Source organism: Pseudomonas sp. MYb193, from assembly GCF_002966775.1.
GTDB lineage: Bacteria > Pseudomonadota > Gammaproteobacteria > Pseudomonadales > Pseudomonadaceae > Aquipseudomonas > Aquipseudomonas paracarnis.
Genome location: NZ_CP023269.1, coordinates 5,350,767 through 5,365,610 on the forward strand (window position 1 = coordinate 5,350,767; position 14,844 = coordinate 5,365,610).

Consider the following 14,844-nt stretch of genomic DNA (forward strand, 5'->3'; position numbering starts at 1 on the left):
TGAGCGTTCAAGATGATTGATCAGCGGATATTGAGCTGGGCTTTCAGGGTGTTTTGCGGCGGGTTGATCGAGGTATTGGTGAATTCGAACCAGCCCTGGGCCTGGACGTTCAGGTCGAACACATAGATGTAGCCCATCAAGGTGCCCACGCCGTTGCACGCCTCACTGATGTTGCCGACTTGGCACACCGCTGTGCGTTGCCCATTCAACTCTGCGCCGTTGAAGCGGCCCATGGGGCTGTTGCCCAGGCCGACTTCCATCACCGAGACCTTGGTGGGCCCGCGGTGCTCGCACATCTGGGTGATGTTGACCCGCTCCGGGATCGCTTCGCTGCAGTTGGCCGATTCCACCTTGAACACCCGTACCTCGCTCAAGGCCGGTGCAGCCGCGCCCCATGCCGGTGCCGCGCCCAGCCACAGGCTGATACTGGCGATCAGAGCTAGACTCCACGGGTTGGCTTTTTTCATGCTGTCGATGACCGGCTGTTGAACGTCGGCGCAGTATGCCTCAAGCCCATGCGCCACACAGCCTCGGCTGCTGGTATGATGCGCCGCTTTTTCCGATCCTCTCTGAAACCACAAGCGTTTGGCGCAGTTTGTGCTTTGACTTAGAGGTCAACAAATCACGACGCACACTAGCGTCACAGGGAGCCGGCATGCTGGAAAAGCTGTTTCAACTCAAAGCCCACAACACCAATGTGCGCACCGAGATTCTCGCGGGGATCACCACCTTCCTGGCCATGGCCTACATCCTGTTCGTGAACCCGAGCATCCTCGGCGAGACCGGCATGGACAAGGGCGCGGTGTTTGTCGCCACCTGCCTGGCCGCGGCCATCGGTTCGACCGTGATGGGCCTGATCGCCAACTACCCGATTGCCCTGGCACCGGGCATGGGCCTCAACGCCTTCTTCACCTACACCGTGGTCCTGCACATGGGCCACACCTGGCAGGTGGCGCTGGGCGCGGTATTCATTTCGGCGGTGCTGTTTTTCCTGCTGTCGATCTTCCGCATTCGTGAGTGGATCATCAACGCCATCCCCCTGCCCCTGCGCTCGGCGATTGCCGCCGGCATCGGCCTGTTCCTGGCGCTGATCGCCCTGCATAACGCCGGTATCGTGGTGAGCAACCCGGCCACCATGGTTGGCCTGGGCGACCTGAAACAACCGGCGCCGATCCTGGCGACCCTGGGTTTCGTGCTGATCGTCGCGCTGGAAGCCCTGGCCGTACGCGGTGCAGTGCTGATCGGCATTCTGGCGGTGACCATCGCTTCCATCGTCCTGGGTTTCACGCCTTTCATCGGTGTGACCTCGGTACCGCCGTCCCTGGCGCCGACCTTCCTGCAGTTGGATATCAAGGGCGCGCTGGACATCGGCCTGGTCAGCGTGATCTTCGCCTTCCTGTTCGTTGACCTGTTCGACAACTCCGGCACCCTGATCGGCGTCGCCAAGCGCGCCGGCCTGATGGGCAAGGACGGCCATATGCCGAAAATGGGCCGTGCGCTGATTGCCGACAGCACCGCCGCCATGGCCGGTTCCCTGCTGGGCACCTCGACCACCACCAGCTACATCGAATCGGCCGCAGGCGTGAGCGCCGGTGGCCGGACCGGCTTGACCGCCGTCGTGGTCGCGATCCTGTTTTTGCTGGCGCTGTTCTTCTCGCCATTGGCCGCCAGCGTGCCGGCCTATGCCACCGCGCCAGCCTTGCTGTTTGTGGCGGTGCTGATGAGCCAAGGCCTGGCCGAAATCGACTGGGACGACATTACGGTGGCAGCGCCGGTGGTGATCACCGCCCTGGCGATGCCCTTCACTTACTCCATCGCCAACGGCATCGCCTTCGGTTTCATCGCCTGGACCGCCATCAAGCTGCTTTCGGGCCGCTACCGTGAGCTGAACCCGGCACTGGTGATCCTGTCGATCCTGTTTGTGATCAAGCTGGGCTGGTTCAACGCATGACTTTCGACGCCGCAAGCTACACCGTTCAACTGCAAGACAAGGTCACGCGCCTGCGTGACCTGCTGGCACCGTTCGATGCACCCGAGCCGCAGGTCTTCGACTCGCCGCTGCAGCACTTCCGCCTGCGTGCGGAGTTCCGCCTGTGGCGCGAAGGCGGCGAGCGCCACTACGCGATGTTCTCCCAGGAGGACAAGCGCACGCCGATCCTCATCGAAGAGTTCCCCATCGCCAGCCAGCGCATCAACCAGTTGATGCCGCAACTCAAGGCCGCCTGGCAAGCCAGCGCCGCCCTGAGCCACAAGCTGTTCCAGGTGGAGTTCCTCACCACCCTGGCCGGCGACGCGATGATCACCCTGTGTTATCACCGCCCGCTGGACGAACATTGGCACACCGCAGCGAACACATTGGCCGCTGAGCTGAATGTGAGCATCATCGGCCGCTCCAAGGGCAAGCGCGATGTGATCGGCCACGACTACGTGGTGGAGAAACTCGACGTCGGTGGGCGCACCTTCAGCTACCGCCAACCCGAAGGCGCGTTCACCCAGCCCAACGGCACGGTGAACCAGAAGATGCTCAACTGGGCCTACGAAGCGCTGGGCGATCGCCCGGACGATTTGCTGGAGCTGTATTGCGGCAACGGCAACTTCACCCTGCCGCTGGCGACCCGCGTGCGCAAGGTGCTGGCCACCGAGATCAGCAAGACCTCGGTGAATGCGGCCCTGAGCAACCTGGATGAAAATGGCGTGGAGAACGTCACCCTGGTGCGCCTCTCCGCCGAAGAGCTCACCCAAGCCCTGAACGAAGTGCGCCCGTTCCGCCGCCTGCACGGCATCGACCTGAAAAGCTACGAATTCGGTAGCGTCTTCGTCGACCCGCCCCGCGCTGGCATGGACCCGGACACCTGCGAGCTGACCCGGCGCTTCGACAACATCCTGTACATCTCCTGCAACCCGGAGACGCTGGCGGCGAACATCGCGCAACTGCACGACACGCACCGGATCACCCAATGCGCAATGTTTGACCAGTTCCCGTGGACGCACCACATGGAGTCGGGTGTGTTGCTGACCCGCCGATAGCCTTCAGGTGTAGGAGCGAGCTTGCTCGCGAAAAACGTCAACGATAACGCGTGCTTCCTGGATGAACGCGTTGCCTGGGGTTTTTTCGCGAGCAAGCTCGCTCCTACAGTTTATTCAAGTGTCTGTTGTCTCTGGGGGCTGCGGTACTTCCTTGCGTGGCCGGCCCCCCTTCTTGCCATTGGCCCGGGCCGCTGCGGTCTTGGCCGCGCTGCTTTTTCGACCATTGCGCGATGCCACCAGGCTGGTTGCCAGGTCCATCAGCGGCTGGCTTGTAGCGATCAACCCTGTGATCGAAACATCCAGGTCCTGCGCTTCACAGCTAATCGCCTTGCCACCGAAAGTCACTTCCAACTGCTGGAAATCCTTCGCTGAAAACCCTTCGAACTCCGGCAGGCCAGCCACCGGCAACACCACGCGGCTGCCATCGGAGAAGCCAATGGAGAGGCAGTCGTGTTCATAACGCACATTGCTGGCGTTGGCGTACAGGCGTTTCAACCTGCGCCCTCGGGCGATTGCCTTGTCAACGTCGGCTTCAGTGAGAGGTACATAGGTGTGACTTTGGCTTTTATGATTTTCATAAATTAATCCCCACGCAATCTGGCGCTCTTACCAGATTCAAAATTGTTTTCTGCCCTACGACATCGTGTCGGGCACGTGCAATCACGTAAACACCACGCTGAATGACCAATCCAGGAAACTGAAACGAAACCGCGCATCCCATCCCTTGCCCCTGACATGCACATGGGGCGGACAATGCTCATCCCTGATAAACACCGAAATGACATAGCCTTTGTAAGCACCTACTCTCATCGTAACCCATCCGTTAGGTTATTTTCCGTTAGGTAACAATTTCCCTCTGTCACCCGACAACCGGCTCCTATTCCCGAAGCTGTTTCACAGATTAGTAACCACAAAAAACCCGGTGAATGCCGGGTTGTAACCAGGGATGCCAACAACTGGAACGACCCGGCCAATGCTCGAAAGTCCTCCTCGTTCAGCAACCTCGCGCAATACTTCAACCGAACGCACATCAGCCGGTGATCCAGCAATTGCATTGATTAAACGTTCGATCACCGAACAGATCCGCAGCCATCCATTGACCAAATTAACCAACCAGTACATTTTGACTCCACAACCAATAAGAACTGTGGAGAAGCCTTTATGCCGCCCATCGTGCTGGTGCTCAACGGCCCCAATCTCAACCTGCTCGGCACTCGCGAGCCTGCCACTTATGGCCATGAAACCCTGGCCGACATTGCCGCTTTGTGTGGTCGCAGCGCCGACAAGCTCGGGCTGAAGATCGAGTTTCGCCAGACCAACCACGAGGGCGAATTGCTCGACTGGATCCACGGCGCCCGCAACCGCTGCGCGGGTATTGTGATCAACCCGGCGGCCTGGACTCACACTTCGGTCGCGATCCGCGATGCCCTGGTGGCCAGTGAAGTGCCGGTGATCGAAGTGCATTTATCCAACGTGCATGCCCGTGAAGCCTTTCGTCATCACTCGTTTGTGTCACCGATCGCCCAGGCCGTGCTGGCCGGGTTTGGCAGCCATGGCTACCACCTGGCACTGGAACATTTCAGCCTGACGCTGAAGGGACGCACGTGATGAAACCACGCATTCTCGCTGGCCTGATCGGCGCCGGCATCCAGGCCTCACGCACACCGGCACTGCACGAGCAGGAAGGCGACGCCCAGGGCTTGCGCTACCTGTATCGCCTGATCGACCTGGAGCCGCTGCACCTGGACCTCAACGCCCTGCCGGAATTACTACGGGCCGCCGAGCTGATGCACTTCACCGGGCTGAACATTACCTACCCGTGCAAGCAGGCGATCCTGCCTTTGCTCGATGAGCTCTCCGATGAAGCCAGGGGCATTGGTGCGGTCAACACCGTAGTGTTCAAGGGTGGCAAACGCATCGGTCATAACACCGACTGCCTGGGGTTCGCCGAAGGTTTTCGGCGCAACTTGCACAACGTACCGCGCCAACGCGTGGTGCAGATGGGCGCCGGTGGCGCGGGCGCGGCAGTGGCCCATGCACTGTTGGCAGAAGGCGTGGAGTACTTGAGCATCTTCGATGTCGACCACACTCGCGCCCAGGACCTTGTGGATAACCTTGCCCAGCAGTTCGGCGTCGGTCGCGCTCAAGTCGGCAGCCACCTGGAAAACGCCATGGCCGAGGCCGATGGCCTGGTGAACACCACGCCGATGGGCATGGCCAAGTTGCCCGGCACGCCTGTACCTGCGGCGTTATTACGGGCTGAATTGTGGGTGGCGGAAATTGTGTACTTCCCGTTGGAAACCCAACTGCTGCGCGACGCGCGCGCCTTGGGTTGCCGTACCCTGGATGGCGGCAATATGGCGGTGTTTCAGGCGGTGAAGGCGTTTGAGTTGTTCAGCGGCGAAGTGGCGGATGCAGACAGGATGCTGGCGCACTTCCAGAGCATGAATATCTAGGGATGCAACCCCATCAAAATGTGGGAGCTGGCTTGCCGGCGATAGCGGTGGGCCAGTCAACCTATGGGGCACTGACAGACCGCTATCGCGGGCAAGCCCGGCTCCCACATTGATTGGGTTCAGCCTTGAAAACGGGTGTTCTCAGGCTTGCAGGTAGCGCAACACCGACTCGCAAATCATTTCCCGATGGCGCTGCTTGATCGCCTCATCCGACAGCTCGATCTGGAAGATCTCGCTGAACGTGTGCCGGTTGGACACCCGGTAGAAACTGAACGAGTTGATCAGCAAGTGCACATCCAGCGGCTCCAGCCCTTCGCGAAACAGCCCCAACTCAGCCCCGCGGCGCAGGGTCTCCCCCAACCCTTCCAGGATTTTGCTGTTCATCGCCTTGATGGTGTCGGTGCGCTTGACGTACTCGGCGTTGTGGATATTTTCGATGCTGACGATGCGCACGAAATCCACATTCTGGTCGTGGTGATCGAAGGTAAATTCCACCAACCGCCGGATCGCCTCACGAGGTTCCAGGGCGGTGAGGTTCATACGCGTCTCAGTGTTGCGGATATCACCGTACAGCTTCTCCAGCACCTCGACGTATAGCTGCTCCTTGCTGCCGAAGTAGTAATAGATCATGCGCTTGGAGGTATGGATGCGCTCAGCGATGGCGTCTACGCGAGCGCCGGCCAGGCCCTGTTGAACAAACTCGACAATGGCTTCCTGGAGAATATTCTCCCGGGTCTTTTCCGGATTGTTCTTGCGACTCTTGCGCGGTGCATCAGCTACCGCGGGGAGATCGGGACTCGAGGTCATGGTGCGCTCACGGCCATTGTTGTGCAGGCGCTGATTATGGGCCGCGGCGCTCCCCGAAGGAAGCACCTGCCTTGCGGTTATAGCCGAGCCTGGCGTACCGCCCCACTGCGCGACTTGGCCATCGCCGCCAGACGCACCGCCACGTTGGCCGCGCCGTAGCCGGCATAGCCATTCTTGCGCTGGATGATCTCGAAGAAAAAGCGCCCCTCGAACGCCTCGGTGTACACATGAAACAACTCACCGCCCTGGGCGTCGCGGTCGTACAGCACGTTGTAATACGCCAACTCACTGAGGAACTCATCGTCGAAATCGAAGCGTGCCGCCAGGTCGTCGTAATAGTTGAGCGGGATATCCAGCAACGGCACACCGGCCTCTTTGGCTCGGCGTACCTCGGCGAAAATATCCGCGCAATCGAAGGCAATGTGGTGCACGCCCGAACCGCGATAGCTGGAGAGCGCGTGGGAAATTGCCGTGTTGCGGTTTTCGGAGATATTCAACGGCAGGCGAATCGAACTGCAACGGCTGCGCAACGCACGGCTTTTCACCAGGCCGTAGGGGTCGGGCAGGACCACTTCGTCATCGGCTTCGAAATCCAGCAGGCTTTTGTAGAACAACACCCAACTGTCGAGGCTGTCGGCCGGCAGCGCCATGGCCATATGGTCGATGCGCAGCAAGCCGCCACTGGCGGGTGCAGCCGTTTGCAGGTTGAAATCGGTGTCGTACAGCCCGCCTTCGCTGGGGTCGACCAGGTAAATCAGGCTGCCATCCGGTGCACGCACGGCGGCCAATTCCAGCTCGTTGGGGCCGACCAGGCCGCGATAAGGCTGGCCCTTGTAGGCCACCGCCCGCTCGAGGGCCTTGGCACTGTCCTTGACCCGAATTGCCGTGGCGCACAGCGACGGGCCATGGGCCTCGAAAAAGTTGTGGGCGAAGGAGTACGGTTCGCAGTTGAGGATCAGGTTGATGTCCCCCTGGCGCAACAGGCTCACATTCTTGGAGCGATGCTGACCGGCCTTGGCGAAACCCAGGCGCTCCAGCCAATGGGTCAGTTTGGCGCCGAGGCTTTCGTCCACGGCAAATTCAAGAAACTCGATACCGTCGTATTCGCTGGCCGCCGGAGTTTCAAACAGGATATCCACGGGCGCAGCGGGGGCTTCTTGCGCCAGGCGCTGGCGGGTTTTTTCTTCCAGGTACAACAGTGACCGCAAGCCATCCGCCGCATTCGCGCGGGTCGGCGCAGCGCGGAAACCGTCATTGAAAATTTCCAGGGACAACGGCCCGGTGTAGCCACTCTGGATGATCGGCGCGAGAAAGCCCGCCAGGTCAAACTCGCCCTGCCCCGGGAAGCAGCGGAAATGCCGGCTCCACTCCAGCACATCCATGGCCAGGATCGGCGCGTCGGCCATTTGCACAAAGAAAATCTTGTCGCCGGGGATCTGCGCGATGCCGCTCGGGTCGCCCTTGAGCGACAAGGTGTGGAAGCTGTCGAGCAACACACCGAGGCTTGGGTGATCGACCTGGCGCACCAGGTTCCACACCTGCTGCCAGGTGTTCACATGCTTGCCCCAGGCCAGCGCTTCATAGCCGATGCGCAGGCCGCGCTTGCCCGCATGTTCGGCCAGCAGGCTCAGGTCATCGAGCAGAATGCGTTCGTCACCCACGCTGTCGGCCGAGGCATTGCTGCACACCAATACCAGATCGGTGCCCAGTTCCTGCATCAAATCGAATTTGCGTTCGGCACGCTCCAGGTTGCGCGCCAGGCGATCACGGCGGCAGCCTTCGAAGTCGCGAAACGGCTGGAAGAGGGTGATGGCGATGCCGAGGTCGGCGCACATCTGCCGGACTTCCCGGGGGCTGCCGTCGTAATACAACAAGTCGTTCTCAAAGATCTCCACCCCATCAAACCCGGCGGCGGCGATGGCTTCGAGTTTTTCCGGCAGGGTGCCGCTCAAGGACACAGTGGCAATAGAACGTTGCATGGAAGACTCCCGGCAATTGTTGTTTGTGGCAAATTATTCGCCCCCAGCCTACAGGCAGCAATTAAAATGTACGAACCGGTTAGTTTTTGGTGCGATTATCGAACACTAAGCCTCTTTGGCGAATTGACGACTTTTTAACCACTGCGCACCATCGACCGGGCAATTCGTTCACGTAACAAAGACCCAGAACACACCATAAGAATTTCAAAAAACGGGTACAAACCTCATGCCTCTGCAAAATTCAGCCCTGGCCGCGCGCCCGGGCAACCCGCACGCCGGCATCGGCGACAAGATCCGCGGTGCCCTGGCCGTGGGTAAAACGCGCTGGGGCATGCTGGCCCTGGTGTTCTTTGCCACCACCTTGAACTACATCGACCGCGCCGCCCTGGGCGTGATGCAACCGATCCTCGCCAAGGAAATGAGCTGGACGGCGATGGACTACGCCAACATCAACTTCTGGTTCCAGGTCGGCTACGCCATCGGCTTTGTGCTGCAAGGCCGCTTGATCGACCGGGTCGGCGTCAAGCGCGTGTTCTTCTGCGCCGTGCTGCTGTGGAGCCTGGCCACCGGCGCCCATGGCCTGGCCACCTCGGCGGTGGGCTTTATGGTCTGCCGGTTTGTCCTCGGGCTGACCGAAGCCGCCAACTACCCGGCCTGCGTCAAGACCACACGCTTGTGGTTCCCGGCGGGTGAACGGGCAGTGGCCACCGGCATCTTCAACGCCGGCACCAACGTCGGCGCGATGATGACGCCCATGCTGCTGCCGTTGATCCTGCACGTGTGGGGCTGGCAGGCAGCGTTCCTGTGCATGTCGGCACTCGGCGGTATCTGGCTGGTGCTCTGGGGCTTGAAGTACTACAACCCGGAAGACCACCCCACCGTTAAACAATCCGAACTGGACTACGTGCAACAGGAAGTCGAGCCGGAACAACCCCGCGTGCCGTTCAGCCGCATCCTGCGCATGCGTGGCACCTGGGCCTTCGCCCTCGCCTACTCGCTCACTGCGCCGGTGTTCTGGTTCTACCTGTATTGGCTGCCGCCGTTCTTGAACCAGCAATACAACCTGGGCATCAACGTGACGCAGATGGGCATTCCGCTAATCATCATTTACCTCACCGCCGACTTTGGCAGCGTGGGCGGTGGGATCCTGTCGTCATTCCTGATCGGCCGAGGGATGAACTCGATCAAGGCACGCCTGTTGTCGATGTTGCTGTTCGCCTGCTGCATCGTCGGCGTGATCATGGCGGCCGGCTCCAGCCAGCTGTGGGTCGCGGTGTTCGCCATCTCCCTGGCCATCGGCGCACACCAGGCCTGGACCGCCAACATCTGGAGCCTGGTGATGGACTACACGCCCAAGCACATGATGAGCACGGTGTTCGGCTTCGGCGGTATGTGCGCGGCCATCGGCGGCATGTTCATGACCCAGATCGTCGGCCATATCCTCACCGTGACCAACAACAACTACACGGTGTTGTTCACCCTGATCCCGGCGATGTACTTCATCGCACTGGTGTGGATGTACTTCATGGCGCCGCGCAAGATCCCCACGGTAGACGTTTAACTAACGCCGCCGCTGCTGCCAGGCAGCGGCCAACCCGCTCATGCAGATCACCCCGATACCCACCACCGTGGTCATATCGGGGGTATGGCTGAACACCAGCCAGCCCAACAACCCCGCAAACACGATCTGGCAATAGCCAAACGGCGCCAGCAAGGCCGGCGCCGCGAAGCGGAACGCCTGGGTGAGCATCAGGTGTGCGGTCATCCCGCAGGTGCCCAGCGCCAGCATCATCACCGCGTGCCACAGCGTCGGCACTTGCCAGAAGAACGGCACCATCGCACTCATCACCAAGGTGTTGCACAGGCCGGCGAAGAAGTTGCTGGTGGTCGGGCTGTCGTATTGGCTGAGGATGCGCGTGAGCAACTGGTAGAAGCAGAAGAACAGCGCCGAGCACAGCGGCAGCAATACCGCCGGGGTAAACAGCTCGCCGCCGGGGTGGATGATGATCACCACGCCGATAAACCCGCAGATCACCGCCAGCCACTGGCCACGGGTCACGTGCTCACCGAGCAACGGCACCGACAGCGCCGTCACCAGGATCGGCGCCAGGAAGTTCACCGCTGTAGCTTCGGCCAACGGGATGTAATGCAGCGCCGTGGTGAAGAACAGGCTGGTGCCCAACAGGCATAACGCCCGCACCACCTGCATGCCCGGCCGCTTGCTGCGCAACACGCGCAGGCCCGATTGCGGCAGGAAGATCCCGGCCATCAGCAAGGTGTGGACCATGTACCGCGCCCACACCACCATCACGATCGGGTAAAACCCGGCCAGGTATTTGGACAAGGCGTCGTGGCTGGAGAACAGGAACGTCGCCAGCACAATCAGCAGGATGCCTTTGAACGGATGGTTGACACCGGAGAGCGGGGTACTGACAGTCATTGAATTCTCTTGTGTGGCGAGCGGGACGCTGAGCACTGAACCAAGTCGCGCTCAACCCGGTAATCTAGCAGCCGGGCCGGAGTCTGCCCCAAGAGCATAACCAAACACCGGGCGAACAGCGCACTAAATCGATGGATCCGAGTCCAACGCTGCACGCTCGCCCCGGCGTTGCACACTTTTTAACCAAGGCCTTGCCGCTATGAAAAAAATCCTCTTTGCCCTGTCTGCCCTCGCCCTGCTCGCCGCCTGCGATAAAACCCCGAAAGAAGCCCCCAAGCCCGCGCCCGCCTCCGTGCAAGCGACCCTGGTGCCCGAGACCCCGCCCACCGATAAATGGGTCGGCAAGTGGGTTGGCGTCGAAGGCTTGCACCTGACCATCGCCAAGGACGACAGCATTGGCCGCGGCCACTACCTTCTCACCATGCAATATGGCCTGGACGCCGATGACGCCGGCACCTTCAAAGGTGAGGCCGCTGAAGACGGCATCGCCTTCACCCGCCCCGACGGCCCGCAGCTGTTGCGCGCTGGCGATGGCGCCGCCACCGGTTTGAAGTGGCTGGCGGATAAAAAAGACTGCCTGATCGTTGCCACTGGCGAAGGCTATTGCCGTTAATACCGACCATAATCAATCACGGTTAGCACACAGAGGATTGCTCCCATGCTATGGAAAAAAGGCCGACGCAGCGACAACGTGGTGGATGCCCGTAACGACAGTGGCGGCGGCGGTGGCGGTATGCGCTTCGGCGGCGGCAAGGGCCTGAGCCTCACAGCCATCGTGCTGATCGTCGGCATTGGCTGGCTGACCGGCCAGGACCCGATGCAGATTCTTGGCCAATTGACCGGCCAGATGGAACAGGCGCCGTCGGTCAGCACCCAGCCGCGTCAAGCGCCGCCAGCCAACGATGAGCAAGCCGACTTTGTGCGCGCCGTGCTGGGCGATACCGAAGACACCTGGGGCCAAGTGTTCCAGGAAAATGGGCTGGCCTATAAGAACCCGAAACTGATCCTGTTCCGTGGCCGGGTGAACTCAGCCTGCGGTGGCGCCACCTCGGCCAGCGGCCCGTTCTACTGCCCGGCTGACCAGCAGGTGTACCTGGACCTGGATTTTTTCCGGGAAATGTCGCAACGCTTCCAGGCCGCCGGTGATTTCGCCCAGGCCTACGTGATCGCCCACGAAATCGGGCACCACGTACAAACGTTGCTGGGCATCTCGTCCAAGATCCAGGCAGCGCGCCAACAGGGTCGGCAGATGGAAGGCGACGGTGGCCTGCTGGTTCGCCAGGAACTGCAAGCCGATTGCTTTGCCGGCGTGTGGGCCAACCATGCGCAAAAACGCCTGAACTGGCTGGAACCCGGTGATATCGAAGAGGCCCTGAACGCAGCCAATGCCATCGGCGATGACCGCTTGCAGCAACAAGGCCAGGGGCGCGTGGTACCCGACTCGTTCACCCACGGCACATCGGCCCAGCGCGTGCGCTGGTTCAAGACCGGCTTCGCCCAGGGCCAGATCACTCAATGCGATACCTTCGCGGCCAAGAGTCTCTAAATGATCAAACGGTTGGGGTTACTGCTGGGTGTGCTCGTGTCCTGTTGCACCTTCGCGGCTGAACACGGCGTCAAGGTGGTCAGCCCCGATCGCCTTCATCTGGAGGCCGGCGACCTCAGCCTCGGCGTGAGCCAAAACTGGGGCCAGCCGCTGCCCAAGGTCACGCGCGCATTGATCATCGTGCATGGCCGCCTGCGCAATGCGCAGACCTATCTGCAAAGCGGTATCGACGCCGCCGAGCATGCCGGGGTGGGCGGCAGTACGCTGGTGATCGCGCCGCAGTTCCTTAATCAAGCGGACGTGAAGCGTAACCATCTGGACAAAGAGGTATTGCGTTGGAAGGGTAACGGCTGGATGGCCGGCGAAGCGTCCACCGGCCCAGGGCAGATCAGCTCTTATGGCGCTCTGGACCAGATCATCAAGCACTTGGGCAACCGCAAACTGTTCCCGGCACTGAAAGAAATAGTGGTCGCCGGGCATTCCGGTGGCGGCCAGGTTGTCCAACGCTTCGCCCTCACCGGCCATGACCACCCGTTGCTGCAAACCGAAGGCATCAGCCTGCGGTACGTGGTGGCCAATCCATCGTCCTACGCCTACTTCAGCCCGCAGCGGCCGGTACCGTTCGATACGGCCAGTTGCCCAAGCTTCAACGACTGGAAATACGGCATGCAAAACCTGCCGGATTACGTGGGTGAGCGAGGCGCCCAGCAACTGGAACAAGCCTACGTCTCACGCGACATCACTTACCTGTTGGGCCAGCAGGACACCGACCCCAACCACCCGGCACTGGATAAAAGCTGCGAGGCCGAAACCCAGGGTGCGTATCGGCTGCTTCGTGGCCACAACTATTTTGACTACCTCAAGCAGCGGCATCCGCAGTTGGGCCACCGGCTGGTAGAAGTGCCGGGGGTGGGGCATGACGGGGACAAGATGTTTACCTCGCCAGAGGGAGAAAAGGTACTGTTCACGCAGTAATCACTGAAGAAACCCAATAAAAATGTGGGAGCTGGCTTGCCTGCGATGACGGACTGTCAGTTGACAGAGTGTCAACTGACCCACCGCTATCGCAGGTCAAGCCAGCTCCCACATTTGCTCTCTGTCGCCCGGCTTAGATCATTCGGCGCAGCGCCGCACAATCCTCGGCATGCCAATCCGCCAATTCCGGCCAAGGGTTCTCCGGCAAGTTCACCAACACCGTCTTGGTGCCCGCTGCCCGGCCACAATCCAGGTCAAAGCGATAATCCCCCACCATCACCATTTCGCGGGGTGCTACGTCCCAAGCCGCCGCCAGTTTCAGCAACCCACCGGGGTCCGGCTTGTGCGGCGCATCATCGCGCCCCAGCACGTCCTCAATGGCAAAGCAGTCCGCCAGGCCTATCGCCTCCAGGGTGATATGGGCCAGTTCCCGCGCATTACGGGTCAGGATCCCCAAACGATAACCGCGCCCGGCCAATTCGCGTACCAGCTCAACGGCACCTTCGGCCGCTATGGAACCCAGCGCCAGCTCGCGCTCATGCTCCAGCAACCAGGCATGTTTGGCCTGCGCGACATCTGCCGGCAATGCCGCGAGGTGCGTGAGAATGTCGTCTTCAGGCGGGATCTGCAGCGCCACGCGGATAGCCGCAAAATCATGCACCGCCACCGTGAGGGTGCCGTCCATGTCGAACACCCAGTGCTTCACGTCGCAGAGGCTCATGCCCAATCCTTGCGATGGCGGATCAAACCTTCCTGGGTCACCGACGCCACCAGTTGCCCGGCGCGGTTGTACACGCTGCCCCGGGAGAAACCCCGGGAGTTGCCGGCCCACGGGCTGTCCATGGCGTACAGCAACCAGTCATCGGCACGCAGGTCGGCGTGGAACCACAGCGCGTGATCGAGGCTGGCGACCTGCATGTCTTTCTGCCACACGGTCTTGCCATGGGGCAGCAACGAGGTGGTCAACAGACCAAAGTCCGAGGCGTAGGCCAACAGGTACTTATGCAGCGCCGGGGTGTCCGCCAAGGCACCGTCGGCACGAAACCACACGTACTTGACTGGGTCGGACGGCTGCGGGTTGAACGGGTCTTTTTCGGTGACCGGGCGCACTTCAATGGGCTTGGGGCACAGCAACTTGTCGCGCATGTGCTCGGGGATCAGGTGCGCACGTTGCTGGGTCAGCTCCAGCTCCGATGGCAGGTTTTCCGGGCCCACTACCACCGGCATGGTGGTCTGGTGCTCGAAGCCTTGTTCGTCGTACTGGAACGAGGTCGTGCAGGTGAAGATCGGATTGCCCTTTTGAATCGCGGTGACACGACGCGTGCTGAAACTGCCACCGTCGCGCACGCGGTCCACCGAATACACCACCGGCAACGCGGCATCGCCAGGGCGCAGGAAATAACCGTGCAGGGAATGCACATGCCGCGCTTCTTCTACGGTCTGGCTGGCCGCCGACAGCGACTGGCCGAGCACTTGGCCGCCGAACAGTTGGCGAAAGCCCAGGTCCTGGCTGCGGCCGCGAAAGAGGTTTTCCTCGATCGGCTCCAGGGTCAGCAAGTCCACCAGATCTTCCAATACTTGGCTCATAGAGCAACTCCTACAATCAATAGGGCA

Annotated in this window: 15 protein-coding genes and 2 pseudogenes; 8 read left to right on the forward strand and 9 right to left on the reverse strand. The window is 61.0% G+C overall.

The window, feature by feature from the left end; translation table 11 throughout:
- Window positions 1-20: 20 nt before the first annotated feature.
- Window positions 21-467: a DUF4879 domain-containing protein gene (locus CLM72_RS24420; protein WP_105229188.1), complete on the reverse strand. Its 447-nt coding sequence runs from the start codon at window positions 465-467 to the stop codon at window positions 21-23.
- Between the two features lie 188 nt (window positions 468-655).
- Between CLM72_RS24420 and CLM72_RS24425 the strand changes: the two genes are divergently transcribed.
- Together CLM72_RS24425 and trmA are read left to right on the forward strand one after the other, a co-directional pair.
- On the forward strand, window positions 656-1,951 hold the full coding sequence (locus CLM72_RS24425; RefSeq protein WP_105228601.1) for an NCS2 family permease: 1,296 nt from the start codon (window positions 656-658) through the stop codon (window positions 1,949-1,951).
- Entirely contained in the window at window positions 1,948-3,027 is a 1,080-nt protein-coding gene (gene trmA / locus CLM72_RS24430; RefSeq protein WP_105228603.1) for a tRNA (uridine(54)-C5)-methyltransferase TrmA, read from the forward strand. The genes CLM72_RS24425 and trmA overlap by 4 nt, the downstream gene beginning before the upstream one ends.
- A gap of 114 nt (window positions 3,028-3,141) precedes the next feature.
- Here trmA and CLM72_RS24435 read toward each other — a convergent pair.
- The 3 genes and pseudogenes from CLM72_RS24435 to CLM72_RS28865 all read right to left on the reverse strand — a co-directional run bounded on the left by CLM72_RS24435 (window position 3,142) and on the right by CLM72_RS28865 (window position 4,149).
- A pseudogene (locus tag CLM72_RS24435) lies at window positions 3,142-3,605 on the reverse strand (DUF2442 domain-containing protein).
- Window positions 3,602-3,837, reverse strand: a pseudogene (locus CLM72_RS24440) (DUF4160 domain-containing protein). The pseudogenes CLM72_RS24435 and CLM72_RS24440 overlap by 4 nt, the downstream one beginning before the upstream one ends.
- Before the next feature lie 84 nt (window positions 3,838-3,921).
- Window positions 3,922-4,149 (reverse strand): hypothetical protein, encoded by a 228-nt coding sequence (locus CLM72_RS28865; RefSeq protein WP_146120446.1) that lies wholly within the window; start codon window positions 4,147-4,149, stop codon window positions 3,922-3,924.
- Window positions 4,150-4,188: 39 nt separating this feature from the next.
- Between CLM72_RS28865 and aroQ the strand changes: the two genes are divergently transcribed.
- Both aroQ and CLM72_RS24450 read left to right on the forward strand, forming a co-directional pair.
- Window positions 4,189-4,635, forward strand: a complete 447-nt coding sequence (gene aroQ, locus CLM72_RS24445) for a type II 3-dehydroquinate dehydratase (RefSeq protein WP_019818037.1) — start codon at window positions 4,189-4,191, stop codon at window positions 4,633-4,635.
- Window positions 4,635-5,483 (forward strand): shikimate dehydrogenase, encoded by an 849-nt coding sequence (locus CLM72_RS24450; RefSeq protein WP_105228607.1) that lies wholly within the window; start codon window positions 4,635-4,637, stop codon window positions 5,481-5,483. Before aroQ ends, CLM72_RS24450 begins: the two co-directional genes overlap by 1 nt.
- A 141-nt stretch (window positions 5,484-5,624) precedes the next feature.
- Here CLM72_RS24450 and CLM72_RS24455 read toward each other — a convergent pair whose 3' ends face one another.
- Window positions 5,625-6,290, reverse strand: a complete 666-nt coding sequence (locus CLM72_RS24455; protein WP_054896166.1) for a TetR/AcrR family transcriptional regulator — start codon at window positions 6,288-6,290, stop codon at window positions 5,625-5,627.
- Between the two features lie 77 nt (window positions 6,291-6,367).
- A complete protein-coding gene (gene quiC, locus CLM72_RS24460) occupies window positions 6,368-8,269 on the reverse strand; it encodes a 3-dehydroshikimate dehydratase QuiC (protein WP_073523627.1) in 1,902 nt (633 codons plus the stop codon).
- 226 nt (window positions 8,270-8,495) lie between these two features.
- Between quiC and CLM72_RS24465 the strand changes: the two genes are divergently transcribed.
- Window positions 8,496-9,830 carry an MFS transporter gene (locus tag CLM72_RS24465; RefSeq protein WP_014720038.1) on the forward strand — a complete coding sequence of 445 codons (1,335 nt, stop codon included), beginning with the start codon at window positions 8,496-8,498 and terminating at the stop codon, window positions 9,828-9,830.
- Here the strand turns inward: CLM72_RS24465 and CLM72_RS24470 are convergent, their stop codons facing one another.
- A complete protein-coding gene (locus tag CLM72_RS24470; protein WP_003194370.1) occupies window positions 9,831-10,709 on the reverse strand; it encodes a DMT family transporter in 879 nt (292 codons plus the stop codon).
- Window positions 10,710-10,908: 199 nt separating this feature from the next.
- On the opposite strand from CLM72_RS24470, the gene CLM72_RS24475 reads away from it, so the two are divergent.
- The 3 genes from CLM72_RS24475 to CLM72_RS24485 are packed head-to-tail and all read left to right on the forward strand — an operon-like array spanning window position 10,909 to window position 13,230.
- Window positions 10,909-11,322, forward strand: a complete 414-nt coding sequence (locus CLM72_RS24475) for a lipoprotein (RefSeq protein WP_034126935.1) — start codon at window positions 10,909-10,911, stop codon at window positions 11,320-11,322.
- Between the two features lie 45 nt (window positions 11,323-11,367).
- Window positions 11,368-12,255 (forward strand): neutral zinc metallopeptidase, encoded by an 888-nt coding sequence (locus CLM72_RS24480; protein ID WP_014720040.1) that lies wholly within the window; start codon window positions 11,368-11,370, stop codon window positions 12,253-12,255.
- Window positions 12,256-13,230, forward strand: coding sequence for an alpha/beta hydrolase (locus tag CLM72_RS24485; protein ID WP_105228609.1), 975 nt, complete (start codon window positions 12,256-12,258; stop codon window positions 13,228-13,230).
- 133 nt (window positions 13,231-13,363) lie between these two features.
- Here CLM72_RS24485 and CLM72_RS24490 read toward each other — a convergent pair whose 3' ends face one another.
- Both CLM72_RS24490 and tesB read right to left on the reverse strand, forming a co-directional pair.
- The gene (locus tag CLM72_RS24490; RefSeq protein WP_089042497.1) at window positions 13,364-13,951 is read right to left on the reverse strand and encodes an HAD family hydrolase; all 588 of its coding nucleotides are present in this window, start codon (window positions 13,949-13,951) and stop codon (window positions 13,364-13,366) included.
- Window positions 13,948-14,817 (reverse strand): acyl-CoA thioesterase II, encoded by an 870-nt coding sequence (gene tesB, locus CLM72_RS24495; RefSeq protein WP_014720043.1) that lies wholly within the window; start codon window positions 14,815-14,817, stop codon window positions 13,948-13,950. The genes CLM72_RS24490 and tesB overlap by 4 nt, the downstream gene beginning before the upstream one ends.
- Window positions 14,818-14,844 lie beyond the last annotated feature (27 nt).

What these genes read in the sequence shown, in the direction of transcription:
- CLM72_RS24475 (WP_034126935.1), top strand. Translation starts at nt 10,909, where the DNA reads ATGAAAAAAATCCTCTTTGCCCTGTCTGCCCTCGCCCTGCTCGCCGCC.
- CLM72_RS24420 (WP_105229188.1), bottom strand. Translation starts at nt 467, where the DNA reads ATGAAAAAAGCCAACCCGTGGAGTCTAGCTCTGATCGCCAGTATCAGC.
- CLM72_RS28865 (WP_146120446.1), bottom strand. Translation starts at nt 4,149, where the DNA reads ATGTACTGGTTGGTTAATTTGGTCAATGGATGGCTGCGGATCTGTTCG.
- CLM72_RS24485 (WP_105228609.1), top strand. Translation starts at nt 12,256, where the DNA reads ATGATCAAACGGTTGGGGTTACTGCTGGGTGTGCTCGTGTCCTGTTGC.
- CLM72_RS24490 (WP_089042497.1), bottom strand. Translation starts at nt 13,951, where the DNA reads ATGAGCCTCTGCGACGTGAAGCACTGGGTGTTCGACATGGACGGCACC.
- CLM72_RS24455 (WP_054896166.1), bottom strand. Translation starts at nt 6,290, where the DNA reads ATGACCTCGAGTCCCGATCTCCCCGCGGTAGCTGATGCACCGCGCAAG.
- quiC (WP_073523627.1), bottom strand. Translation starts at nt 8,269, where the DNA reads ATGCAACGTTCTATTGCCACTGTGTCCTTGAGCGGCACCCTGCCGGAA.
- CLM72_RS24470 (WP_003194370.1), bottom strand. Translation starts at nt 10,709, where the DNA reads ATGACTGTCAGTACCCCGCTCTCCGGTGTCAACCATCCGTTCAAAGGC.
- trmA (WP_105228603.1), top strand. Translation starts at nt 1,948, where the DNA reads ATGACTTTCGACGCCGCAAGCTACACCGTTCAACTGCAAGACAAGGTC.
- aroQ (WP_019818037.1), top strand. Translation starts at nt 4,189, where the DNA reads ATGCCGCCCATCGTGCTGGTGCTCAACGGCCCCAATCTCAACCTGCTC.
- CLM72_RS24450 (WP_105228607.1), top strand. Translation starts at nt 4,635, where the DNA reads ATGAAACCACGCATTCTCGCTGGCCTGATCGGCGCCGGCATCCAGGCC.
- CLM72_RS24480 (WP_014720040.1), top strand. Translation starts at nt 11,368, where the DNA reads ATGCTATGGAAAAAAGGCCGACGCAGCGACAACGTGGTGGATGCCCGT.
- CLM72_RS24465 (WP_014720038.1), top strand. Translation starts at nt 8,496, where the DNA reads ATGCCTCTGCAAAATTCAGCCCTGGCCGCGCGCCCGGGCAACCCGCAC.
- CLM72_RS24425 (WP_105228601.1), top strand. Translation starts at nt 656, where the DNA reads ATGCTGGAAAAGCTGTTTCAACTCAAAGCCCACAACACCAATGTGCGC.
- tesB (WP_014720043.1), bottom strand. Translation starts at nt 14,817, where the DNA reads ATGAGCCAAGTATTGGAAGATCTGGTGGACTTGCTGACCCTGGAGCCG.